Origin of the sequence: Pseudomonas sp. BS3782 TE3695 (assembly GCF_050435305.1) — a bacterium.
Lineage (GTDB): Bacteria > Pseudomonadota > Gammaproteobacteria > Pseudomonadales > Pseudomonadaceae > Aquipseudomonas.
This window is the reverse complement of sequence record NZ_JBNDKB010000001.1, coordinates 4,768,728-4,790,243: the sequence shown is the minus strand read 5'-3', so window position 1 is coordinate 4,790,243 and position 21,516 is coordinate 4,768,728. Positions and strand designations below refer to the sequence as shown.

The 21,516-nt window shown below is 55.1% G+C and carries 21 protein-coding genes; 12 read left to right on the top strand and 9 right to left on the bottom strand.

From position 1 onward, the window contains the following. Window positions 1–29 precede the first annotated feature (29 nt). Window positions 30–578, bottom strand: coding sequence for an Hsp20/alpha crystallin family protein (locus ABH909_RS21535; RefSeq protein ID WP_429436867.1), 549 nt, complete (start codon window positions 576–578; stop codon window positions 30–32). 144 nt (window positions 579–722) lie between these two features. Beyond that, entirely contained in the window at window positions 723–1,619 is an 897-nt protein-coding gene (locus ABH909_RS21530; RefSeq protein ID WP_429436864.1) for a DMT family transporter, read from the bottom strand. A gap of 88 nt (window positions 1,620–1,707) precedes the next feature. Here ABH909_RS21530 and ABH909_RS21525 point away from each other — a divergent pair, with 88 nt between their 5' ends. The 4 genes from ABH909_RS21525 to mqo all read left to right on the top strand — a co-directional run bounded on the left by ABH909_RS21525 (window position 1,708) and on the right by mqo (window position 6,502). Further along, entirely contained in the window at window positions 1,708–3,039 is a 1,332-nt protein-coding gene (locus ABH909_RS21525) for a PLP-dependent aminotransferase family protein (protein WP_429440047.1), read from the top strand. 128 nt (window positions 3,040–3,167) lie between these two features. Then, window positions 3,168–3,737 (top strand): YceI family protein, encoded by a 570-nt coding sequence (locus ABH909_RS21520; protein WP_429436861.1) that lies wholly within the window; start codon window positions 3,168–3,170, stop codon window positions 3,735–3,737. Between the two features lie 59 nt (window positions 3,738–3,796). Then, entirely contained in the window at window positions 3,797–4,507 is a 711-nt protein-coding gene (locus ABH909_RS21515; RefSeq protein ID WP_429436858.1) for a GNAT family N-acetyltransferase, read from the top strand. A gap of 315 nt (window positions 4,508–4,822) precedes the next feature. Next, on the top strand, window positions 4,823–6,502 hold the full coding sequence (gene mqo, locus ABH909_RS21510; RefSeq protein WP_429436855.1) for a malate dehydrogenase (quinone): 1,680 nt from the start codon (window positions 4,823–4,825) through the stop codon (window positions 6,500–6,502). Window positions 6,503–6,666: 164 nt separating this feature from the next. Here the strand turns inward: mqo and ABH909_RS21505 are convergent, their stop codons facing one another. Both ABH909_RS21505 and ABH909_RS21500 read right to left on the bottom strand, forming a co-directional pair. Then, window positions 6,667–7,236, bottom strand: coding sequence for a DJ-1/PfpI family protein (locus tag ABH909_RS21505; protein ID WP_429436852.1), 570 nt, complete (start codon window positions 7,234–7,236; stop codon window positions 6,667–6,669). Window positions 7,237–7,365: 129 nt separating this feature from the next. Further along, on the bottom strand, window positions 7,366–7,737 hold the full coding sequence (locus ABH909_RS21500) for a c-type cytochrome (RefSeq protein WP_429436850.1): 372 nt from the start codon (window positions 7,735–7,737) through the stop codon (window positions 7,366–7,368). A 580-nt stretch (window positions 7,738–8,317) separates the two neighbouring features. Between ABH909_RS21500 and ABH909_RS21495 the strand changes: the two genes are divergently transcribed. Then, complete coding sequence (locus ABH909_RS21495) at window positions 8,318–9,364, top strand: alpha/beta hydrolase family protein (protein WP_429440044.1); 1,047 nt, start codon at window positions 8,318–8,320, stop codon at window positions 9,362–9,364. Between the two features lie 198 nt (window positions 9,365–9,562). On the opposite strand, the gene ABH909_RS21490 is transcribed toward ABH909_RS21495, so the two are convergent. Continuing rightward, a complete protein-coding gene (locus ABH909_RS21490; protein ID WP_429436847.1) occupies window positions 9,563–10,102 on the bottom strand; it encodes an AAA family ATPase in 540 nt (179 codons plus the stop codon). A 212-nt stretch (window positions 10,103–10,314) separates the two neighbouring features. Next, on the bottom strand, window positions 10,315–11,082 hold the full coding sequence (locus ABH909_RS21485; RefSeq protein WP_429436845.1) for a sulfite exporter TauE/SafE family protein: 768 nt from the start codon (window positions 11,080–11,082) through the stop codon (window positions 10,315–10,317). A gap of 242 nt (window positions 11,083–11,324) precedes the next feature. Between ABH909_RS21485 and ABH909_RS21480 the strand changes: the two genes are divergently transcribed. Beyond that, window positions 11,325–12,194 carry a LysR family transcriptional regulator gene (locus ABH909_RS21480; RefSeq protein ID WP_429436842.1) on the top strand — a complete coding sequence of 290 codons (870 nt, stop codon included), beginning with the start codon at window positions 11,325–11,327 and terminating at the stop codon, window positions 12,192–12,194. Between the two features lie 73 nt (window positions 12,195–12,267). On the opposite strand, the gene arcD is transcribed toward ABH909_RS21480, so the two are convergent. Together arcD and ABH909_RS21470 are read right to left on the bottom strand one after the other, a co-directional pair. Beyond that, the gene (gene arcD, locus ABH909_RS21475; RefSeq protein WP_429440041.1) at window positions 12,268–13,695 is read right to left on the bottom strand and encodes an arginine-ornithine antiporter; all 1,428 of its coding nucleotides are present in this window, start codon (window positions 13,693–13,695) and stop codon (window positions 12,268–12,270) included. A gap of 424 nt (window positions 13,696–14,119) precedes the next feature. Continuing rightward, window positions 14,120–15,136: an AraC family transcriptional regulator ligand-binding domain-containing protein gene (locus tag ABH909_RS21470; protein ID WP_429440038.1), complete on the bottom strand. Its 1,017-nt coding sequence runs from the start codon at window positions 15,134–15,136 to the stop codon at window positions 14,120–14,122. Between the two features lie 67 nt (window positions 15,137–15,203). On the opposite strand from ABH909_RS21470, the gene ABH909_RS21465 reads away from it, so the two are divergent. After that, a complete protein-coding gene (locus tag ABH909_RS21465) occupies window positions 15,204–16,058 on the top strand; it encodes a sterol desaturase family protein (RefSeq protein WP_429436839.1) in 855 nt (284 codons plus the stop codon). Window positions 16,059–16,149: 91 nt separating this feature from the next. Here ABH909_RS21465 and ABH909_RS21460 read toward each other — a convergent pair whose 3' ends face one another. Beyond that, window positions 16,150–16,320, bottom strand: coding sequence for a hypothetical protein (locus ABH909_RS21460; protein WP_429436837.1), 171 nt, complete (start codon window positions 16,318–16,320; stop codon window positions 16,150–16,152). 125 nt (window positions 16,321–16,445) lie between these two features. On the opposite strand from ABH909_RS21460, the gene ABH909_RS21455 reads away from it, so the two are divergent. The 5 genes from ABH909_RS21455 to ABH909_RS21435 all read left to right on the top strand — a co-directional run bounded on the left by ABH909_RS21455 (window position 16,446) and on the right by ABH909_RS21435 (window position 21,508). Continuing rightward, the gene (locus tag ABH909_RS21455; RefSeq protein WP_429436835.1) at window positions 16,446–17,339 is read left to right on the top strand and encodes an amidohydrolase family protein; all 894 of its coding nucleotides are present in this window, start codon (window positions 16,446–16,448) and stop codon (window positions 17,337–17,339) included. Between the two features lie 34 nt (window positions 17,340–17,373). Then, a complete protein-coding gene (locus tag ABH909_RS21450; protein WP_429436833.1) occupies window positions 17,374–18,348 on the top strand; it encodes an alpha/beta hydrolase family protein in 975 nt (324 codons plus the stop codon). Window positions 18,349–18,490: 142 nt separating this feature from the next. Then, complete coding sequence (locus ABH909_RS21445; RefSeq protein WP_429436830.1) at window positions 18,491–19,486, top strand: GlxA family transcriptional regulator; 996 nt, start codon at window positions 18,491–18,493, stop codon at window positions 19,484–19,486. A 337-nt stretch (window positions 19,487–19,823) separates the two neighbouring features. Continuing rightward, window positions 19,824–20,513 (top strand): ABC transporter permease, encoded by a 690-nt coding sequence (locus tag ABH909_RS21440; protein ID WP_429436827.1) that lies wholly within the window; start codon window positions 19,824–19,826, stop codon window positions 20,511–20,513. Continuing rightward, complete coding sequence (locus ABH909_RS21435; protein ID WP_429436824.1) at window positions 20,510–21,508, top strand: ABC transporter ATP-binding protein; 999 nt, start codon at window positions 20,510–20,512, stop codon at window positions 21,506–21,508. The genes ABH909_RS21440 and ABH909_RS21435 overlap by 4 nt, the downstream gene beginning before the upstream one ends. Window positions 21,509–21,516: the final 8 nt, after the last annotated feature.

The window sequence follows — 21,516 nt, the reverse complement described above, 5'->3', positions numbered from 1 at the left end:
AAGGGGCTTTCTGTCGCGCGAAGGGCGATTCAGCTTGATTTGATTTGCACCTTTTTGTCCGCGTTCATGGCTTCGGGCTTCTTCGGCAGCGAAATACTCAGCACGCCTTTGCTGAAGTTTGCTTCGATCTTGTCGGCATCGACGCCCTTTGGCAGGCTGAATGCCCGCTGGAAGGAGCCATAGTGACGCTCTGACAAGTGATAGCCCTTTCTTTTTTCTTCCTTGTCCTCTTTCTTTTCACCCTTGATGATCAGGTTGCCATTGGACAATTTGATGTCGATATTTTCCTGATCCATGCCCGGCAGTTCGGCGGTGATTTCGAAGCTTTCATCCTTCTCGGTAATGTCCACCGCAGGCACGCTGCGGCCGATGAATTCCCGACTCCAGAACGGTTCGACATCGAACAGCCCACGCCGGAAAGGGGTCAACCCCGAGCCACGATTGAAGTCTTCGAACAGGTGATCGACCTGTTGGCGCAGTTTTTCCAGAGGACGCCAAGGGTCTGATGTCGCCATCTGTTGCTGATTGGTTTTTTCATCGTCGGTCTGCACCGGCATTTTCTTCTCTGAATTGGCCATTTTTCATTCCTCCTCTCAAGTACTGCGGTGGGCCGGAAACAACTCGGAGGCCGGTCCACCACGACGATTCAGGCCTTACCTTAAAAGGTTAGTATTCCTGCGGCCGCCAGACCGACCAACAGTCGGTTTCTGACGGCGAGGCGTCTATTTTGAGAACTTGCGTGCACCCACTACGCAAAGAATCACCGCAACGGTCACACCCAACATGCCCAGGCTGACGTGTTCATGCAGCAGCGTGGCCGCCAGCGCCAGGCCGAAAAACGGCTGTAGCAACTGAAGCTGACCGACGGCGGCAATCCCGCCCTGGGCCAATCCGCGATACCAGAACACGAAGCCGAGAAACATGCTGAACAGCGAAACATAAGCCAGGCTGAACCATGCAGTCGGGGTTATTCCCGAAAGCGAAGGCGGGGCCAGGAACCAGGTCAGCGGGATCATGACCGGCAGCGACAGCACCAGGGCCCAGGAAATCACCTGCCAGCCGCCCAGTGTTCTTGAAAGCTTCGCGCCTTCTGCATAGCCCAATCCGCAGGCGAGGATGGCCAGCAACATCAGAATGTCCCCCGCAGGCGAAGCGCTCAAGCCTTGGGAAACGGCAAACCCCACCACCAGCAGGCTTCCCGACACCGAGAAAAACCAGAAGACCGGCCGCGGACGCTCACCACCGCGCCAGACCCCGAACGCTGCGGTGGCGAGGGGCAACAGGCCTACGAAGACGATGGAATGCGCAGACGTTACATATTGCAGCGCCAGCGCCGTCAGCAGTGGAAACCCGAATACAACGCCCAGAGCCACGATTGCCAGGGAGAGCAACTGACTTTTGGCCGGCCGTTTTTCGTTGAAGAGCAGCAACATGCCCAGCGCCAGAAGGGCAGCGATGCTAGCCCGGGCAACCGTCAAAAAGACCGGGTCAAACTCCAGAACGGCCACCCGCGTCGCCGGCAGCGAGCCGCTGAAAATGAGCACGCCGATGAACCCGTTGAGCCAGCCGTTCGCGGTCTTTTCCGTGGTGTGGGTTTGCAGGTTCGATGTGCGTTCCATTGAGGACTCCCTTTATGCCGGTTGCATGGGAGGCATCCTATGGACGAAACTTAATACAATCAAAATATTGTCATGGATACACTTGCCCATGCCTCGTTCACGCTACAAATCACTGGTGGATGAATTTGCCGCGGACATCCGCTCCGGACGACTGTTGCCAGGCACGCGCTTGCCGACCCACCGTCAGTTGGCGGCAACGCAAGGCCTGGCGCTGGTGACGGCTAGCCGGGTTTACGCGGAGCTGGAAGCCATGGGCCTGGTCAGCGGAGAGATGGGGCGGGGGACTTTCGTCAGGGAAACGTCGTGGTCACCGGGCCAGAGTATCGACCAGCATAGCGTTGCCGCTGGCATGACGGACCTGAACTTCAACTATCCGGCGCTTCCAGGGCAGGCAGAACTGCTACGAAATGCCCTGCGCCAGCTCGCATCGGCCGGCGATCTGGAATCGCTGCTGCGCTACCAGCCACACGCGGGGCGCCCGCATGAACGCGCCTCGGTGGCGCGCCATCTGCGCGTCCGAGGCCTGGCGGTTGAGGCGGACCAGGTGCTGATCGTCACTGGTGCCCAGCAGGGGCTGGCCGTGACGATGATGGCGCTGTTGCAACCCGGTGACGTGATTGCAGCGGATGCCTTGACCTATTCAGGATTCAAAGCCCTGGCCGACTCACTGCACCTTGAAATCGTGCCCATTCCGGTGCTCGATCATGGCCCGGATCTGGAAGCGCTGGAAAGCCTGTGCCGGCACAGGCGCGTGCGGGCCGTGTACACGATGCCGACCCTGCACAATCCGTTGGGGTGGGTGATGAGTGCCAATCAACGGGACTGTCTGGTGACGATTGCGCGCCGCCATGGGCTATTGATCATCGAGGACGCCGCTTATGCCTTCCTGGCGGAAAATTCTCCCGCGCCGCTGGCGGTACTCGCACCCGAGAGAACAATTTACGTATCAGGACTCTCCAAAAGTGTGGCCACCGGACTGCGCGTCGGCTTCGTCGTCGCCCCCCTTCAACACGTGCCCGCGCTGGAGCGCACGATCAAAGCGACCACCTGGAATACCCCGGGCGTGATGACGGCCATCGCCACTGCCTGGCTCGACGACGGCACCGTCATGCAACTGGAAGCTGAGAAGCGCCAGGACGCGCAAGCAAGGCAAGTCGTGGCCGGCGAGGTACTGACAGGGCTGCGCTGCATTCGCCATCCCTCGTCGTATTTTCTGTGGTTGCCACTCTCGGAAGACGCAAGGGCCGACCAGATCGCCATGGCCTTGATGCGCGAAAACGTATCCGTTTCCACCGCCGAACCGTTCGCCACTTCGGCCAACGTCCCGCATGCGTTTCGCCTGGCGCTGGGCTCGGTGGAGATGGGCGCATTGCGCGAGGCGCTGGAGAAAGTGAAGTGGATGATTGGGGCTTATTCGTAGTCAGCTCCTACAGATCGCATTTATCCCCGGACCTGGCGTATTCAACGATTATTTGCTTAAGTCCAGCTATCGCAGCCACACGGGTGCGGTATTTCAATTCGTGAAGGGCGCTTCAACCGGAGAATCCCATGCCCCCTCGATTCCCGCGTTTCGCCGCATTGCTCGCCATCCTCCTGGTCGGCACCTTGCCTTGCGCCCACGCCGTCGAATACACCCAGGTGAACACCACCGCCAGCAAGATCTCTTTCACCTATAACCAGTTCGGTTCCAGGGCGTATGGCACCTTCGGCAAGTTCGACGCCACAATCGATTTCGACACGGCGAACCCCACCGCGGCCCGCGCCAAGCTGACCATCGACCTTGCCAGCATCGACGCCGGGGGCAGCGATGCCAACAGTGAGCTGCAAAAACCTGCATGGTTCAACGCGGCGGAGTATCCGGTGGCTACCTTTGAATCGACCGGGGTGAAAGCACTGGGCGACCATCGCTACTTGATCACCGGCAACCTCACGCTCAAGGGCATAACGCGTGAGTTGCAGGTGAAGGTATTGCTGAAGCCGGAGAAGGGCATCGGCCTCTTCGATGGCGACATCATCGTGAAACGCCGGGACTTCAAGATCGGCGAAGGGGAGTGGGCGGACAATGTTGTCTCCAACGACATCAACATCCGCTTCCGCATCGTTGCACCCGAGCGGTGATTTTCCTGCGGGGGCTCGATCTGTGACAATAGCGGGCTTAACCCGGAGTCTAAAACGCAATGCCCCAGCTCACCCACTTCGCCACCCCGTGCCCAGAGCCCATCAACAGCCAGATCCTGCAAATGGTCGTCGACAACCTGACCGACATCAGCATGGTGGGCATCGCGCCGAGCAACCCGTTGTACAACGTCTATCAATACGCGGTGGGTTATGAGGTTCATCTGTACCTCGAAGCGCTCAGTGGCGCCAAAGGCATTGCGGTTGAGCTGATCGTCGCCACGGACGATGAAGACCCTGAGCAGGTCATCGGCTTTCTGCTGTACCTGCCGGTCAAAGACGACCCCGAGGCGTGCGGCGTGGCGTACATGGCGGTGCAGTCCAGCCATCGGCGGCGGGGCGTTGCCCGGGCGATGCTGCAAAATATGCTCGACCGCTACCCGCATGCCGAACTGACCTGCACCGTCGCCAAGGTGCCCTGGTTCGAATCGATGGGCTTCCAGGTGTTGGGCGTGCGCGGCACCCAGGTGCTGATGAACACCCGTGATCACGGCACGGAAGGCTTGATGGGCTTACTGGATGTCACATCAATCTACAGTTCTCTGGAGGTGCGGCAGATACATACGTATCTGCTACAGAAACACGGCAAGCGGGCGATGATCGATGCGGAGAAGCAGCGCGACCGGCATCTCGACCAAATGACGCGCAACGCCAAGGCGTTTGTGCTGGATCGTTTGAGCAAAGATGCCGGGCGTGGGTCTCGTCCCGACTAGCGTGCAGTCCTTTCGGGCGCGCAGGCTGGCCGCGGCGTGATATTCTGTCGCATTAACTTGGTTTGACTTATTCGGTTCGTACGTCCACAGACGTTCGACAGAATCAATGTCGCTCAAGTAACTGAGCCAATAACGATAAAAAGTCAGTGCACGAGGGACATATAACTGAGGTCGATGGAGACACGTCGGCCTTGTGTGCCCACCTTCAAATCCTTGTAAGTGCAGGAACCCACGGCACGCTGCCTGCGTACCCGTACTCTTGGGTTGCTCATGTTGAGGATTGGAGGCGGATGGCGTTTATCATAGGTGCTACAGATGTTTAAGAAACTGAACACGGCCCTGCTGGGGCTGGCTTTGTCGATGGGGATCACGTCCGCCTACGCGGAAGAGGCAAAGAAAGTCGATGTGCTGCTCATTGGCGGCGGCATCATGAGTGCAACGCTGGGTGTCTGGCTCAATGAGCTGGAACCTGGTCTGTCGATGGAAATGGTCGAGCGCCTCGACGGCGTCGCCCAGGAAAGCTCCAACGGCTGGAACAACGCCGGTACCGGTCACTCCGCCCTGGCCGAGTTGAACTACACCCCGGAAGACGACAAGGGCAACGTCCAGATCCCGAAAGCCGTTGAAATCAACGAAGCCTTCCAGATCTCCCGTCAGTTCTGGGCCTGGCAAGTTCAGCAAGGCGTGCTGAAGAACCCGCGTTCGTTCATCAATTCCACTCCGCACATGAGCTTTGTGTGGGGCGATGACAACATCAAGTTCCTGAAGAAGCGCTACGAAGCCCTGCAAGCGAGCCCGCTGTTCGCCGGCATGCAGTACTCCGAAGACCCGGCTGTCATCAAGAAGTGGGTTCCGCTGATGATGGAAGGGCGTGACCCGAACCAGAAAGTCGCGGCCACCTGGAGCCCGCTTGGTACCGACGTCAACTTCGGCGAGATCACCCGCCAGTTCGTCGCACACCTGCAAACCACGCCAAAGTTCGACTTGAAACTGTCTAGCGAAGTGCAAGACATCACCAAGAACGAAGACGGCAGCTGGCGCGTCAGCTACAAAAACCTGAAAGACGGCACCAAAACCGAAACCGACGCCAAGTTCGTCTTCATCGGCGCGGGCGGCGGTGCACTGCACCTGCTTCAGAAGTCCGGCATTCCTGAAGCCAAGGAATACGCAGGCTTCCCGGTTGGCGGCTCGTTCCTCGTGACCGAGAACCCGACCCTGGCCGAACAACACCTGGCCAAGGCCTACGGCAAAGCCTCCGTTGGCGCACCGCCCATGTCGGTTCCGCACCTGGACACCCGTGTCCTGGACGGCAAGCGCGTCATCCTGTTTGGCCCATTCGCAACCTTCAGCACCAAGTTCCTCAAAGAAGGCTCGTACCTGGACCTGCTGACCACCACGACCACACACAACGTGTGGCCAATGACCAAGGTCGGCATCAAGGAATACCCGCTGGTCGAGTACCTTGCAGGCCAACTGATGCTGTCTGACGAAGACCGCCTCAACGCCCTGAAAGAATACTTCCCGAACGCCAAAGCCGAAGACTGGCGCCTGTGGCAAGCCGGTCAACGCGTGCAAATCATCAAGCGTGATGAAGCTGCCGGTGGCGTGCTGAAATTGGGTACCGAGATCGTTGCATCCGCAGACGGCACCATCGCTGGCCTGCTGGGCGCATCGCCAGGTGCATCGACTGCCGCACCGATCATGCTGACCGTGCTGCAGAAAGTGTTCAAGGACAAGGTCGCCTCGCCAGCCTGGCAGGAAAAGCTGCACCAGATCGTGCCGAGCTACGGCACTCAGCTGAACAGCAGCCCTGAGAAAGTGGCGCAAGAATGGGCTTACACCGCCAAGGTGCTGGAGCTGACTCCGCCGCCAGCGATGGGGCAGGTGGCGGCTCCGGCTGCTCCGGCGGCTCCGGCTGCTCCGGCTGCTCCGGCTGCTCCGGCTGCCCCGGCCAAGGCGCCGAAGGCTAATGCTGCGACGGATATGGCTTTGTAAGTAGAAGCGTAATCGCAAAGCCCACTGGATCGGTGACGGTCAGTGGGCTTTTTTGTGGGGGGTGGTTTTAAAGGGCAGATTCATCTCGTTTCACGTGCCAGCGTTCGGGCCGCAAGCGGCCACTCGACCCCATCACCTGATCGGCTGTTTTGTAGGACAAAGGGTCACCGATGTTCCGCTGCTAACATTGACCTGAACTGAGAAATAATCTCTGAAGATAGTCCGGCACCTTCGAACACTGCGCAGGTGAAGCTAACGGGTGCAGGGCCTGGAGCAGTTATGATGCGGTCTGCAACCACAGCTCCCGGACTGCTTCGATAATGCCTGCGCCCTTCATAACCTACGGCATTCTGTTGTAAGAAATCAGCGTTGTTCGAGGTATGAGGAACCGCGTCGAGAAGCCCGGCCCTCGCAAGTGCCAGCGTTCCCCCACAGATACCGGCAATGGTCGCTCCACTTGAACGACTAGCATGAAGAAAGTCTCGAATATCCGGTGCTTCTGCACGTTCCCAGACCATTCCTCCAATGACGACAACAACGTCCGGTTTCCAGTCCAGACATTGTTGCAAACGGCTATCAACCGTTACAGCCAATCCACCCTGCGAGCGGAACTGCCCCGTAGCAGGAGCGAAAAACCTGACGTCGATCCCGTAAAACGGGGATGCAGTTCCAGCAATGAAAGCATATTCCCAGTCCGCAAAACCGGGTGTCAGTATCAATCCCACGCGTGCCATCAGTCAGAATCCTCCATGAATGCCAATAACATATGGCGACAACAAACATACATCAAGGGTTGCTTTGAGTAGCAAGCTGCCCCCCATTAAAGGCAGAAATCGACCGGGAAGCTTTTTTCCTTCTACCTCTCATTTTGAAATCACACCACCCATATATTGATTTAAATCGCGCAGATCTTTAACGCTCCATGAATGCGGCGATAGCTTTACACCGTTCTCTCGCAAAGTTTTTGGAATCAAGTCTCCATTGGGGCGAAGTATTATCGACGATACAATTACGCCCGGATAATCTTTTAATCGTTTTTTGAAAGCGGATGTTGTCAGATCAGGTGTAGGAGGATTGCTTTTATTAGCCAGTGGTCCTGTTGCCTTGAGATCTATTCCGTGGCACATGGTGCATCGCTGTAAATAGAGGTTTTTTCCATTGGCATTATCCGCGAAGGATAGTGATGTTTGAATTAACGATAAAATTCCTAGCGAAACGATGAATGATATTTTCATTGTTTTTATCTTCCTTGATGGGATCAGCGTCGACTGGACACGATTTTATGCGCGGGAAGATATCAGCCAACGTGCCGGCATATACAGTCATTTCTGACGCCCATTGAATCAACTCGTTTTCAGGCGCATTCCTGTGAACACTTCTGGCCGTTTTCTGCCTGTTGCGACAGGCTGGAATCGACCGATTCTGTTGAAAAAGCCGGCCATGGTTTGCGCATCGGAAAAGTACGCGTCCGAGATTGAAATCTCTACTTTTGGCAGAGGCTTCCGGACTCGGATTTCACGCAGCAGCGTGCAAAAAAGGCGTTTTCACCAGTCAATGGTCAGGCAGTTTGGGCCGAGCGACTTTTTCAACAGAATCGGCCAATAGCGGCCCTTCGGACTTGCCCCGAAAGCCCGGCTGCTGACCGGTCAATTCAGATAACGAAAACTATGCATGTCAGTCGCAGTTTCGGCTTTAATGTCGGTGCAGATTCACCTGCTCACGGCGCTGGATTTCTATAACTTGCGAGATGTGATGCACGCTATCGGTGGGTTTCAGGTTCTGAACCCCTATCTAAATCAAGGAAGACAAACCCCATTGAAAACAGCTCTCGGCGCCCTGCTTTTAACCTGTCTGACGACCAGCGCTCTCGCTGACGTCAACTCTGTCGGCTTCCAATCCTCCACCCTGCCGGACAATGAGCGTCCGCTGGAGATGGTCGTCTGGTATCCCAGTACAACGACCGTCACCCCACAGTTGATCGGCGACGATGTGGTGTTTGTCGGTGCTTCTGCGGTTCGCAACGCGCCACCCTCTGCTGGCGAGCACCCATTGGTGGTGCTCTCCCATGGATTCAGAGGCAATTGGAACAATCAGAACTGGTTGGCGAGTGCATTGGCCCATAAGGGTTACATTGTCGCAGCGGTCAACCACCCCGGCACCACGACCCATGATCGCAGCCCGCAAGCGGCGGCGCAGTTATGGCAGCGGCCCATTGACCTGCATCGGGCCATTGAGGCGGTCACCACTCAACCTGAAAAATTTGGCGTGGTCGCAAAGCGTCAAATTGCTGTAGTGGGCCATTCACTCGGCGGCTGGACTGCAATGGAGACCGCCGGTGCTCGTTTCGACCCGGCCCTGTTTGCCCGTGACTGCAAACTCCATCCGCAGTTATCCAGTTGCACCAATTATCAAAAGATCAATCCTGAGAGTACTCCGGCATTAAAGGCTGGTCTGGCCGGCGATTTGCGCGATCAACGCGTCACCGCTGTGGTTTCTTTGGACCTGGGACTCTCGCGCGGGATGACCGATGAGAGCCTTGCGGCACTGCCGGTGCCGGTGCTAGTTATCGCTGCCGGCGCACCATCGGTGGAACTGCCTGCTCAGTTGGAGTCCGCCAACCTGGCCACACGCCTGCCCCAAGCGTCCAGCCGCTATGTCGAGATCAGTGACGCCAGCCATTTCAGCTTCTTGCCGATTTGCAAACCAGGTGCAGTGGCATTGCTCGAAGAGGACATTCCTGGCGATGGCATCATTTGCGGGGATGGCGACAATGCTCGCCCGCGAGAGGTAATTCAACAGCAAGTTACGTCACTGATCACCGAGTTTTTGGCGCAGTCCGCGAATAACAAAGTGGAGCTCTAGGATTGCTGGCACTCGGCAGCTCAGCAGACCTGAAATTTGTGTAGGAGCGCAATTTTTGTGTCGAATCCAGCCACCTATTACGATCAAAAACGTTTTTACACAGCCTCGGCCAAAAGCTGCCCTTCGCAAAAGACAGCAGTCGGCCAAGAGCTGCCGGTCGCAATAGGCGATTTTCGTATTGAAGTAGTCAACCGTCTATCAATCTCGCGGATCCTGCCCAGTCAAATTTCCAATGCTGGCGAGAAAAACTCTGGTATCCCGATTGGACCGCAGACAGACCACGCGGCAAGTGGATGGTGCAGTCGCCACGAGTTGCTGCATCTTTGCTCTCGCTGATTTTTTCGTCCGCCACATGAATCCAAAAAACTCCGGCAGATTCGCCAGCAGTTCGGGGCAGTTCTCCGGCAAGTCAGGCCGAGACCGACCGCGCTTGAGCAGCGTTCTGAGCAATACGCGCCAGAATCGAAGCGTCGCCGAACGATCAATCCATATCAAAAGATCTGCGCGGACCACCCGATTGTCCCAAGTGGCTGAATGGCCACCTTCGAATATCCAGCGTTCACGGGCCTCGATCTCGCGACAAAGGTGCGTCTTCTCTTCCCAGCTCCGTTCGACCCACCCTGGCTGCCAGTGGATAGTGTCGATATGAATGATCGGCAAGCCCGTAAGCTGGCCAAGCTTACGCGCCAAAGTGCTTTTACCAGACCCGGGTTGCCCGACAATCATCACCCGCAGCATCGAAACCTCCTCTCGCTATGCAAGCTGATTTTTGGGGGTGGCGATTTTACGTCAATGCCAGTCTCCATCAACAACAAGCGGTCAGCGTTACGAGCTGCTTTCGGCCAAAAGACGTTCATCCAAGGACTTCTTCCGGCCCAGAATGTGTAAATACGCTGTCTTTCACGAAATCTTAGAAAGCTATGATGTATTGTCACGTGTCGCAGATATCCCTACGAAAATAGAGACACCCCCATTCTGCCTATCAAAAATAAAAGCAGAACCAGGAAAAATATCCTGATAAAGCCACTTCCGTAACGGAGTGCCAAGAAAACACCGGTGAGAGAACCTGCCATATTGCACAGAGCAACTACACCGCCGACAGCCCATAAGACGTTGCCTGACGGAACAAAGAACATAAGCGCTGCGCTAAACGTGCCCAAATTAACCAGTTTTGCAGAGGCTGATGCGTTTAAAAAATCGAAGCCAAAAAATTTGACAAATATAAAAAGCAGAAGGCTGCCGCTACCAGGTCCAAAGACACCATCATAGAAACCAATGAGGCTACCAAAAAAAATCCCTAATATGATCTCCTTTGATCCGCAGTGCTTATTAGAACCCACCAAGCCTAATTTTTTTTCCGTAAAAGTATAAATGGCCATGGCTATCAGGATGAAAAAAACAACGAGCTCCATCAGTTTTTTTGGCACGATTGATACTGAGAAGGCACCAAGAAAGGCAAATACAAATGCGCAAAGCATGGTGGGAAGCATCAACTTCCACATGATTTTTATTCGCCTTACATAGCTGGATATGGAAGATAAATTGCCTGCCAAAACAGCCAGTTTATTAGTCCCAAAAACAGTGGCCAGGCTTTGCTGAGGGAAGGCATGTAAAAGTGCCGGCAGTTGTACAAGCCCGCCTCCACCCACTGCAGCATCTATCAAGCCACCGCAAAAGGCAAAAAAGCCTAGCGCGAGCAAAGCTTGTTCAAAATACATATGATGGATCCTTTTGGAAGCTCGACAAAATGCTTGTGTCGCGGCTAAAGCATGCAAGCCATGCTGTTTTTTACTTCGCCAGAATACCCCGTGACATATCCTTTAATGTTGCGCAGGCTCTGAGCCTTCGTTCTTTAGTTGAAAAACATTAAATGTAGTCAGAATCTAAAATTTAAACTGGTTGAGTGCTTGCAACAAGTGACTTATAGTGATGTCACTATTCACTTTTGGTGAGCAATGACATGGAGTTGTCTCAGTTAAAGATTTTCAAAACAGTGGCCGATCAAGGAAGCATTATCCGCGCCTCTGAACTGTTGCACTGTGTTCCGTCAAACATCACGAACAGAATCAAGCTTTTAGAGAGAGAGCTCGGGGTCTCGTTATTTATAAGGAAAGGCAGGGGGCTTGTAATCAGCCCTTCCGGGCGGTTGTTTCTTGGCTACGTTAACAAGATCCTGTCTTTGTGTGACGAATCACAAAGAGCCCTCGATCCTGCCGCAGCGCCGTCGGGAAACTTGAAAATTGGCGCTATAGAGTCATCCGCCACAGGCAGGTTGCCCAAGCTGTTGTCAAAGTTCCATCAGCTCTATCCTTCTGTGCAGATGCAGTTTAGTACGGGGGATTGGTCGCAATTGTCAAACGATGTGGTCAGCCATGAACTGGATGGAGCAATCATCGCTGTCAGGCCTGAGCATCCGGATCTTGAAAGCATTGAGATTTACCAGGAGGAACTGGTATTGATTGCCTCTTCGGTTGCGGGGCGGATACATGAGCCGCAGGATTTGAGTGGCACCGATATATTCATGTGGCCTGAAGGGTGCCCTTACAGAAAGACGTTGGTAAGTTGGCTCGAGAGGCATGAAGTTACAAGCTCCATAACAAGCATAGCCAGTTATGGCACCATCCTTGGCTGCGTAAGTTCCGGGGCAGGCGTGTCGTTAGTTCCAAAAGGTGTGTTTGAACAGTTCAAGCGGATCGGAAGTATAAGTGAATTTATGTTTGAAGATTTATTGCCTGTGCAAAATTATTTCATATCGAACAAAAACGTTGGATTTCATCGTGCAAAAGATAAGTTTGCCGAGCTGCTGAAAGAAGAATTTAAACACCTGTGATGCTGTTTCTAAAAATGGCTTTTTGACTGCTGCATGGCAGACGGAGTACTCCGTCCGCCAGCAGCTTCTTGTTTCAGAGGCTAAGGACGCCGCTGTAGAGCCCGTATCCCGCGAGCAGCGCACCTATCATCACGACAACGAAAATGACCTTTTCAATGGAGGTGAATACCGGTTGGCCCAGTTCGCGCTTGGCCTTGGCGAACAGGATTGCGCCAGGCGCATAAAGCAATGCAGACAGCAGCAGGTACTGCGCCCCGGCCGCGTACACTAGCCATACGGCATAGAGCACAGCGATCGCCCCGATGACCAGGTCCTTGGTGCGCTCGCCCTGAGCCTGCTCATAGGTTTCGTTACGCCAGGCCAATAGCAAAGCGTAGGCGGCGGACCAGAAGTAAGGCACCAGGATCATCGAGGTTGCCAGGTACAACAGGCTTAGATAGGTGGAACTGTTGAACAACGTGATAATCAGGAACAGCTGGATAAGCCCGTTGGAGAGCCATAGCGCATTGGCGGGAACCTGGTTGGCGTTCTCCTTGCGCAAGAACTCCGGCATGGTGTGGTCGCGGGCACTGGCAAAGAGGATTTCCGCGCAGAGGAGTGTCCAGGACAACAGCGCACCGACCAGCGAGACGATCAGCCCTACGCTGATCAGCACTGCCCCCCAATGACCCACCACATGTTCCAGTACGCCTGCCATGGACGGATTTTTCAGGCCGGCCAGTTGTGCCTGGGCCATGATCCCCTGAGAAAACACGTTAACCAGAACCAGTAGCAGCAGCACCCCGACGAAGCCAACCACGGTCGCCTTGCCGACGTCGCTGCGTTTTTCAGCACGGGCGGAAAAGATGCTGGCCCCTTCAATGCCAATAAACACCCAGACGGTGACCAACATCATGTTGCGAACCTGATTCATTATCGTGCCCAGGTCGCTGTTGCCAGCGCCCCAGAAGTCGCTGGTAAAAACATCCATCTTGAAGGCCACGCCGGCAATAACAATGAACAGCGCCAGCGGCACCATCTTGGCGATGGTTGTGATCACGTTGATGAAGGCGGCTTCCTTGATTCCGCGCAGAACCAGAAAATGCAGGAGCCAGAGCAGCACGGAGGCACAAATGATTGCCGGTAGCGTGTTGCCTTCTCCGAACATGGGGAAGAAAAAACCGAGGGTACTGAACAGCAACACCATGTAGCTGACGTTGCCGATCCAGGCACTGATCCAGTAACCCCAAGCCGATGAGAAGCCCATGTAGTCGCCAAAACCGGCCTTGGCGTAGGCGTAAACCCCGCCATCGAGCTTGGGCTTGCGGTTGGCCAGTGTCTGGAAGACGAATGCCAGCATCAGCATGCCCACGCCCGTGATCAGCCAGCCGATCAGCGTGGCGCCAGCGCTGGCACTTTTAGCGATGTTCTGCGGTAGCGAAAAAATCCCGCCGCCCACCATGGAGCCGACGACCAGAGCGATCAAGGCTCCGAATTTCAACTTATCGCTGGAGGCAGAGATCTGGGTATCTTTGTGAGGCAGGGCATCTTTGTCGATGTTGCTGACGGAGTCGACCATCTGAATCTCCTTACCGAAACGGAATCGTTCAAGAGGTGACGGGCTAACAAGAGATGGTCGCTAATGCACTGCATGACCCCTTCGAGTGACGCATGCCACCGAACAGACTGCTTTTTCGCTGCCGGAATGAGTTGATGTCATTCCCCGCAGCTGGGCACAAACAACTAAAACGCATTTAAATCGCAGTTTCGTACCAGCCAAAACAGGCTTCTGCTGCTTTGAACCTGACTCGATCCTTAGATTCACTTGGCTCTCCCGATAGAGGGAACGCAAGATTCAGGCAACTTCAGTGTAGCTTTCATTCGTATATTGCAATCTGCGAGCCTGCGTACTCTGTGTAGTAGCTGGCGAAGCCTGCGTTCGGCTGCTACAGAGCGCAGTTCGCATCAGGCCCCAGCGGCTGCACTTGAGAGCTAATGACTTTGATGGATTCACGCCATCGACTTCGGGCATGAAGATAGGCAGTCAAGTCGCTATAGCCCAATTGAGCTGCAATCTCCGTCGGCGACTCGCCTTGCAATTCAAGATGCAATTCCAGTTCTGCACGAACCTGATCGAGTAATTGCCTGAAGGTCGTGCCTTGTTCTTCCAGGCGTCTGCGTAATGTCCGGGGCGTCTGGTGCAGCGTCTTTGCCAGATAGTCCAGATTTGGCGTTTCACCTCTGGCCAGAGAGCGTCGCGCACCTTCGGCGACCTTGGCTGACCAACCGCTGAAATTGCGGTGCGCGGCAATCCGTCGATCCAGTTCCTGAGTCAATAACTCAAGCATCCCGTGATGACGGGTCTGCATCGGCAGGCTCAAGGTTTGAACATGGAAGTAAAAGCAGTTTACCGGGCAGTCAAACTCGATACGGTCTCCAAACCACTGCGCATATTGCTTGTAATACGACGGACGCGAATGCCTGAATTTTGCCAGAATCGGCTGCACCTCTTGTCCTGTTCCACGGCGCAATTGTGCGATGGACATCACGCCATAGTGTTCGATGACGTACCGCGCCAACTCGCCTGGCGCATCGACGCACAGCTCGATTCCCACGCCGTTCTCGTCATTGATCAACTTCACATTGTCTGTGTCCGATGCAAGCGGTGCGTAGCGCGCCCAAAGTTGCATGGATGACAAAACGTCGGGGCTATACAGGCAAAGATAAGCCAGGACGTGCCAGTCCTGAGGCGTGAACAGCGCGAACAGTTTTAACCCGATAGCTGAATCAATGCGCGCCGCCTCGCGCCAAAGTTTATCCAGTTCGATCAGGCTGTAATCCGTGCTTTTCCGGGAAACCTGGCTGTTAAGAAAGCGCTCCAGCACTTGGCCCAGGCGGCCTCGATGAAAGCGCTGGGGCGGGCGATTGGCCGGTTCTAGCTCGATTCTGTCCATTTCGCGCATTGGGAGAGCTGGCTCCTGGGTTTCTAATGACATGGCATTGCCCGCAAGGGCCTGAATCGAGAGTGCCATGAATATAACAATGCTCGCCAATAACCCTGCTGTAATCGTGGCCGGGATTTTCCTTGCCTTCATTTTTCTGGAGCTTGCCTGCTCCTCGTTTCGTCAGTCGTCAGGCGGCAAGCGTGACGTACTCATTGAAGTCGTCGGCTCCGGCATCCTGGTGGCGATTACGTTCCCTTTAGTCATGTGGCTAAGCGGCAAAATATCAAGTCAGGTTGTACCGGAGATGAAGGACGCGTTGGCTGGAATCCCGTGGATCGCAGGGTTTGTCTTGTTTTTACTGTTCGATGACATGACCCAATACTGGTGGCATCGCCTGACTCACCGGGTTCCCGCACTTTATGCATTGCACCGTGCGCATCATTCCGCACCTTATATGAGTGTGCGCATCGTCTATCGCAATAACAGTTTTTACTATCTTCTGATGCCCGGCATCTGGTTGTCCGGAGTGCTGATCTACCTCGGACTTGCCCCCGTTTATTATGGTTATCTGATTCTGAAAATGACCGTGATCTTCGCTGCACACAGCAGCGTTGCGTGGGACGACAGACTTTATCGCATTCGCGCATTACGCCCGGTTGTGTGGATTTTGGAACGAACCTTCTCCACACCCTCCACTCATTCTGCGCATCACGGTTTGACTGCCGAGGATGGCGTCACCCATTACAAAGGCAATTTTGGCAACCTGTTGTTTTTTTGGGACGTGCTGTTCGGAACCGCAAAAATTACCCGTCGACGTCCGCCAGCCTACGGAATCGAACACCTGTCACCGATAAGCTGGAAAGAAGAATTGTTCTGGCCCATCGTGCGTTCCCGCCGTGCCGCTCCCAAGGTAAACGCTAACCGGAAAGTAGCGCGATGAGTCGTCCACTTGTCCAGATCAATCAGTCAAGGTTGGGGCTGATACGGTTTTTCCTTCGCCATCTGCGCCTGTAATGGGATCAGCCTGCGGCTCACAATGACAGCACGGTCAGCAGCGGCGGTAGCCGCTGCACCGCAAACTCATTACGTAGGAGGCCCCAATGGGCAAGATGGCATTTTTCCTGGGTGGATTTCTGGTGTTGACCATTTTGATTGGTGCGCTTGCCACGATCTCTCCGGTGTAAGGGGAGGGCGCTCTTCATCTTGAGGTCTCCGTTGCCCGCCAAATCGTACATGGCGAAATTTTGATACTACACGTCGAGTTGGCGGGAGCGACGAAGCACTGACGACGATTATTGTTTTCGCACAAAAGCAGGAAACAATAATCATGCTGTCTTCGACGAAAAGAATTGATAGTCACGTTCATTTTTACACTTCGAAAGATCTTCGCCGGGTGGCCGGTTCGCTGCCCTATACATTACCGGAGCCGCATCCGCTTACAGCGTATCTGGATAAACTGCTCAACGCCGCAATTACCCCGGCGGTGGTCAATAATGTTCATCTAAGTATCCTGCCAGACTCGGAAAATGTGTTCGCTTCATTTGAAGAGCTCAAGAACCTACAGGCTCAAAACCCTGTGCGCTACGGGGGAATCAAACTGGTAGGAACGATCAAGGCGGACCCTGCCTACGCCACACAAGAACGCCTTGCGCACCCGCAGATAGTCGGCGCTCGAATCGTTCTGCACGATGCACGGCCTGAAACTGTTTCTGATACCCGCTTTAGAGATAGACCATGGGCTGCGTTTTATCCTCGTCTGCTTGCGCACCAGCATCTTCACATTTACGCAAAAGAAGCAGAGACCAATCTGCGCGTATTGCGACAGATCCCTGACGATGTGCGAGTCATTATCGATCATCTAGGCAGTTGTTACAGCGAGCGGGGACCCGCGGAGCCGGCGTATATCGCTTTACTCACTGAAGCGGGCAGGCGAGGCAACGTGTGGTTCAAGGGGCCTGGCTATCGCACTTCTGTCAGCCCCCAGGAAACAGCGCGTTTTGTCATGCAGATTGTTCGCATGGTCGGTGCAGAAAAGATTCTTCTGGAAGCAACCGATGCACCTCATGTTGGAACCGACAACAACGGTGTGCCGTATTCCGATCTGTTTGATTTGCCCAAAGCTTTTAACTTTGTTGATGCCGTTGCACATCATGTTTCTACACAAATCCGGATTCCTGTTGACCAGCTTCTCCGTGGAGCATCTGGCCAGTTGGTAATTTGATCTAGTGCGCACCCAAACTTCGAGATATCAAGCGATGACCAACATTACAACTAAAGAAATCAACTTTGCTGTCAAGTACGGGGACGAAACCCTGAGTCTCAAGGGAATGGTGTTCGAACCAGAACAAATCGACGCTTCGTCCCGCAAACTTCCACCCGTAGTCTTCAACTCCGGCTTCACGGGCGGGGTGTCGATGTACGGTCAGCTTTTCGGTCGCGCCCTGGCTGCCCGGGGTTATCGAGTCATGACCTACGACGTAGCGGGCTTTTTTACCAACAAGCACATACGAAACACCCTCCAGGAGGGTGACATGGTGATCACCAATGTCACCCTCGAAGACCAGAAAGACGAAGTCCTCGGTGCCGTTGTATGGGCCCGCGACAATTTTGGTGAGATGCCCGTAGTAGCGTCATGGGCGATGGGGGCAGTGGCCAGCCTGGGTGCAGTGGCTGAGCTTGCTGCTGCAGGCGGTGAGCAGATCCGCTTTTGGGTGCCGATGAGTTACACCAACATCCGCAAACTGCAAGCCTTGCGCGCAGACAAGGATGTTGCTGATGCAGCCATTCACCAACTCCCGGATGATGCGCCTATTCCTCCGTTTGATACCGGAACCGAGGCGACCCGCCTGGGATATTATCCGCTTGATCCTGAAACCCAGGCTTATGTTGATCAGCAACTGGGCGGCTATACCGAAGCGGGCGGTGCTGACCGTTGGCCTGGTTGCACCCACGTGACTGCGAAGTCCTATAAATCGTATGTGGCGTATGACCCGGAGCAGACCATGGACGGCGCAAAAAAATTCCCGCCTGCACTGATCATCCATGGTGCCGAGAACACCCTGCACATGCCCTCGGAGTCTGAACGTCTGCACCGACACTATCCGGGTGATGCCGGTCCGAGCGCGCTGATCATGCCGCACATGCAACATGGCCAGCAGAATCAAGTCGACAGCCCCGTGTTCAAGTCGATGATCCAGAGCATTGATGAGGCTATTCGCACGCGCGGCTGATTCGCTCGCATTATCCTGTAAGGCCTCGCAACGGGGCCTTGCAGCGATTTTCAGCGTCGCGGTGCATTTTTCCCACTCCTTCGGGCCGGCCTAAGCTGTAGTATCTGAACGGCTGGAAACTCCCCCTGATCAGGATCTGGTGATGACGAGCCCCCTTGAACCAGCGACGCCTGTAAATAGCGACACAACCAAGCGAATTGGGCTGCTCATTCTCCCTCAGTTTTCCATGATGGCATTGGCTGGGGCCAGCGAACCCTTGCGGGCCGCAAACCGGCTTTCGGGCAAGACGCTTTATCAGTGGACCCTTCTCACGGAATCGGGTGGACCGGTCAGCTCCAGCAGCGGTATCGAGATCCAGACACTGCCGATCGAGCAAGCGCCCGATGTCGACCGCGTTTTTGTGCTGGCAAGCCTGGACATCGAACATCAGAAACCACCGAAGATGCTGCGCTTTTTACAGCGCGCAGCGGCACGAGGAATAACTGTTGGTGCACTGAGTACCGGTACTTTCATTCTTGCTCGCGCCGGATTGCTGGAAGGGAAGCGCTGCACGTTGCACTGGGAGTCCATCGGTCAATTTGCCGAAGAGTTTCCCACCATCGAAGTCACCAGGGAGTTGTACGTCAACCATGGAAACCGCTGGACGTGTGCAGGGGGAACGGCGGCCATCGACCTCATGCTGGCGCAGATCGCCCTTGATTTCGGTAATCAGCTGGCCGCGAATATTGCCGAGCAATTTCTGCACGCAAGAATAAGAGCCCCGGAAGAACATCAGCGGATGTCGATACAGTGGCGGTTCGGGATTCACGATAAACGGCTCACAGCTGCCATTGCGTTCATGGAAAATAACCTCGAGAACATTGTCGGCATCGAAGAGATCGCCGACCGATGCAATCTGTCGCATCGTCAACTGGAGCGATTGTGGCATCAGCACTTCGCAATGACGCCGAAGAAATTTTACCTGGAGCTCAGGCTTCAAGAAGCCCGCCGTTTGCTGCGTGAAAGCACACAGCCCATTGCTTCCATTGCCTACACCTGCGGATTTGTCTCGGCGTCACATCTGGGTGCAGCTTACCGTCGTGTATGGGGATGTACGCCTGGCGAAGAGCGGCGGAAATTTGATGAGGCTCATTCCTGATTGCAGTCGCCGAGCTCGTCGGTCAATGAACGCTGATCCCCCGAAAAACTCCTTCTCTCAACCAAACCGCATAGCAAGCTAATGACTTGGCCCGACAAGAGGTACGCGCTGGCGAGCCTTGCTGATTCGGCGATCCTGCATACTTCTTTCCTCGCTCGACCCTTCATATTGCACTGCACGCCAGCAGGCCTCGGGACGTCGGTTTTTTGATAGAAATCGTCGAACTCAAAGCTCAGGCTCCGTTCAGGAGCGAGGTAAGGTTCATTACAAATCCGGCGTCCACTTCCAGATGCACAGCCGGCAAAAACAACAATGACATGAAGAAGGCCTGACAATCATGGAAACCTTGAGTTTCATTCTGGAAAACGGCGGGCTGATCAGCCTGCTACTCGGACAGCACCTTCTTATCGTGGCGATTGCGGTGGGATTGGCGATTCTGACCGGCGTGCCTGTCGGGATCGCGATATCCCAGCACCCCAGGACTCGCCGTTGGGTGCTGGCCTTTGCTGCTGTTCTGATGACCATCCCCTCTGCCGCGCTGTTCGGGCTGATGATTCCGGCCCTGTCCCTGATCGGTTACGGGATCGGCGTGGTGCCAGCGGTCATTGCGCTTTTTCTCTATTCCCAGCTGCCCATCATCCGCAACACCACCACCGCGATCTCCAACATCGACCCTGCGTTACGCGAAGCGGCGATCGGGATGGGAATGTCAACCTGGCAACGGCTGCGCAAGGTCGAGCTACCGATAGCGGTTCCTCTCATCATGGCGGGCGTGCGGATGGCGACCGTCATCAATATCGGTATCGCGGCAATCGCCGCCTATATCGGCGCCGGTGGCTTGGGCAGTCTCATTATTCGCGGCATCGCCCAATCGGATACCCGACAGCTGTTAGCCGGAGCCATCGTCATCAGCATCATTGCCATTGCGGCCGATTATGCGCTGTACGCCCTGCAGCTCATCCTGACGCCAAAAGGCCTGAACAAGAATAAAATGGCCACCGGCCGAATGAAGGAAGCGACGACGTGATCCAGATCGAGAACCTGAACAAGAAATTTGGCTCAATCACCGCAGTAGAAGATGTCTCATTCAATGTTGAAGAGGGTCAAATCTGCGTGCTGCTGGGGCCGTCTGGCTGCGGCAAAACCACGACGTTGAAAATGATCAACCGACTGATCACGCCCACGTCGGGGACAATCAGGATCGGTGGTCGCGATACGTCCGAACTGGACAGCGTCACCCTCAAACGATCCATCGGCTATGTGATTCAGCAAGTCGGTTTGTTCCCGAACATGACCGTAGAGGAAAACATCTGCGTCGTCCCCAATCTGTTGGGATGGGATAAAACCAAAAGCCTCAAGCGAGCAGCGGAGTTGCTGGAAGTCGTCGCGCTGGAGCCATCCAGATTTCTGAAGCGATACCCTTGCGAACTTTCGGGAGGTCAGCAGCAACGCGTGGGAGTGGCCCGAGCCCTGGCCGCGGATCCGCCCGTCATGTTGATGGATGAGCCGTTTGGCGCGATCGATCCCATCAACCGGGAAGTGATCCAGGACGAGTTCATGCGCATCCAGCGCCAAGTCAACAAGACCGTGCTTTTTGTCAGTCACGACATCGACGAAGCCGTGAAGATGGCTGACTGTGTCGCGCTGTTCCATAACGGAAAAATCGAGCAGTTCGGCAGCCCGGATGATCTTCTCGCCAGGCCAGACAGCGAGTTCGTGGAGAACTTCATGGGCAGCGACAGGATCATGAAACGCCTCTGTCTGCTGCGTGCCGCTGATGTCGCCAGCAAGATCCCTCCACGCGAACAGATGCAGGTTGTGGGCGCAAACAGTGGCATCGCCATGCGCTCGCAACTGATCGTGAAGCCCGGAGATGACCTGCGCCAGGTGCTCTCGCAGCTACTGGGTCGTGGCCAGGACTGGGCGTTATGCAACGACAGCAACGGACGCTTCATCGGCTATGTCCACCAGACCGACATTCTGGCCCGACTGGTTGAAAACATTACTCCGGCGGTGCACTGACGATGTCT

Excerpts from the sequence above, each read along its gene's own strand:
- ABH909_RS21525 (WP_429440047.1), top strand. The coding sequence starts at position 1,708 with ATGCCTCGTTCACGCTACAAATCACTGGTGGATGAATTTGCCGCGGAC.
- ABH909_RS21470 (WP_429440038.1), bottom strand. The coding sequence starts at position 15,136 with ATGCGCGAAATGGACAGAATCGAGCTAGAACCGGCCAATCGCCCGCCC.
- ABH909_RS21520 (WP_429436861.1), top strand. The coding sequence starts at position 3,168 with ATGCCCCCTCGATTCCCGCGTTTCGCCGCATTGCTCGCCATCCTCCTG.
- ABH909_RS21455 (WP_429436835.1), top strand. The coding sequence starts at position 16,446 with ATGCTGTCTTCGACGAAAAGAATTGATAGTCACGTTCATTTTTACACT.
- mqo (WP_429436855.1), top strand. The coding sequence starts at position 4,823 with ATGTTTAAGAAACTGAACACGGCCCTGCTGGGGCTGGCTTTGTCGATG.
- ABH909_RS21445 (WP_429436830.1), top strand. The coding sequence starts at position 18,491 with ATGACGAGCCCCCTTGAACCAGCGACGCCTGTAAATAGCGACACAACC.
- ABH909_RS21465 (WP_429436839.1), top strand. The coding sequence starts at position 15,204 with ATGAATATAACAATGCTCGCCAATAACCCTGCTGTAATCGTGGCCGGG.
- ABH909_RS21500 (WP_429436850.1), bottom strand. The coding sequence starts at position 7,737 with ATGAAAATATCATTCATCGTTTCGCTAGGAATTTTATCGTTAATTCAA.
- ABH909_RS21440 (WP_429436827.1), top strand. The coding sequence starts at position 19,824 with ATGGAAACCTTGAGTTTCATTCTGGAAAACGGCGGGCTGATCAGCCTG.
- ABH909_RS21485 (WP_429436845.1), bottom strand. The coding sequence starts at position 11,082 with ATGTATTTTGAACAAGCTTTGCTCGCGCTAGGCTTTTTTGCCTTTTGC.
- ABH909_RS21530 (WP_429436864.1), bottom strand. The coding sequence starts at position 1,619 with ATGGAACGCACATCGAACCTGCAAACCCACACCACGGAAAAGACCGCG.
- ABH909_RS21450 (WP_429436833.1), top strand. The coding sequence starts at position 17,374 with ATGACCAACATTACAACTAAAGAAATCAACTTTGCTGTCAAGTACGGG.
- ABH909_RS21515 (WP_429436858.1), top strand. The coding sequence starts at position 3,797 with ATGCCCCAGCTCACCCACTTCGCCACCCCGTGCCCAGAGCCCATCAAC.
- ABH909_RS21535 (WP_429436867.1), bottom strand. The coding sequence starts at position 578 with ATGGCCAATTCAGAGAAGAAAATGCCGGTGCAGACCGACGATGAAAAA.
- ABH909_RS21460 (WP_429436837.1), bottom strand. The coding sequence starts at position 16,320 with ATGAAGAGCGCCCTCCCCTTACACCGGAGAGATCGTGGCAAGCGCACC.
- ABH909_RS21480 (WP_429436842.1), top strand. The coding sequence starts at position 11,325 with ATGGAGTTGTCTCAGTTAAAGATTTTCAAAACAGTGGCCGATCAAGGA.
- ABH909_RS21505 (WP_429436852.1), bottom strand. The coding sequence starts at position 7,236 with ATGGCACGCGTGGGATTGATACTGACACCCGGTTTTGCGGACTGGGAA.
- ABH909_RS21490 (WP_429436847.1), bottom strand. The coding sequence starts at position 10,102 with ATGCTGCGGGTGATGATTGTCGGGCAACCCGGGTCTGGTAAAAGCACT.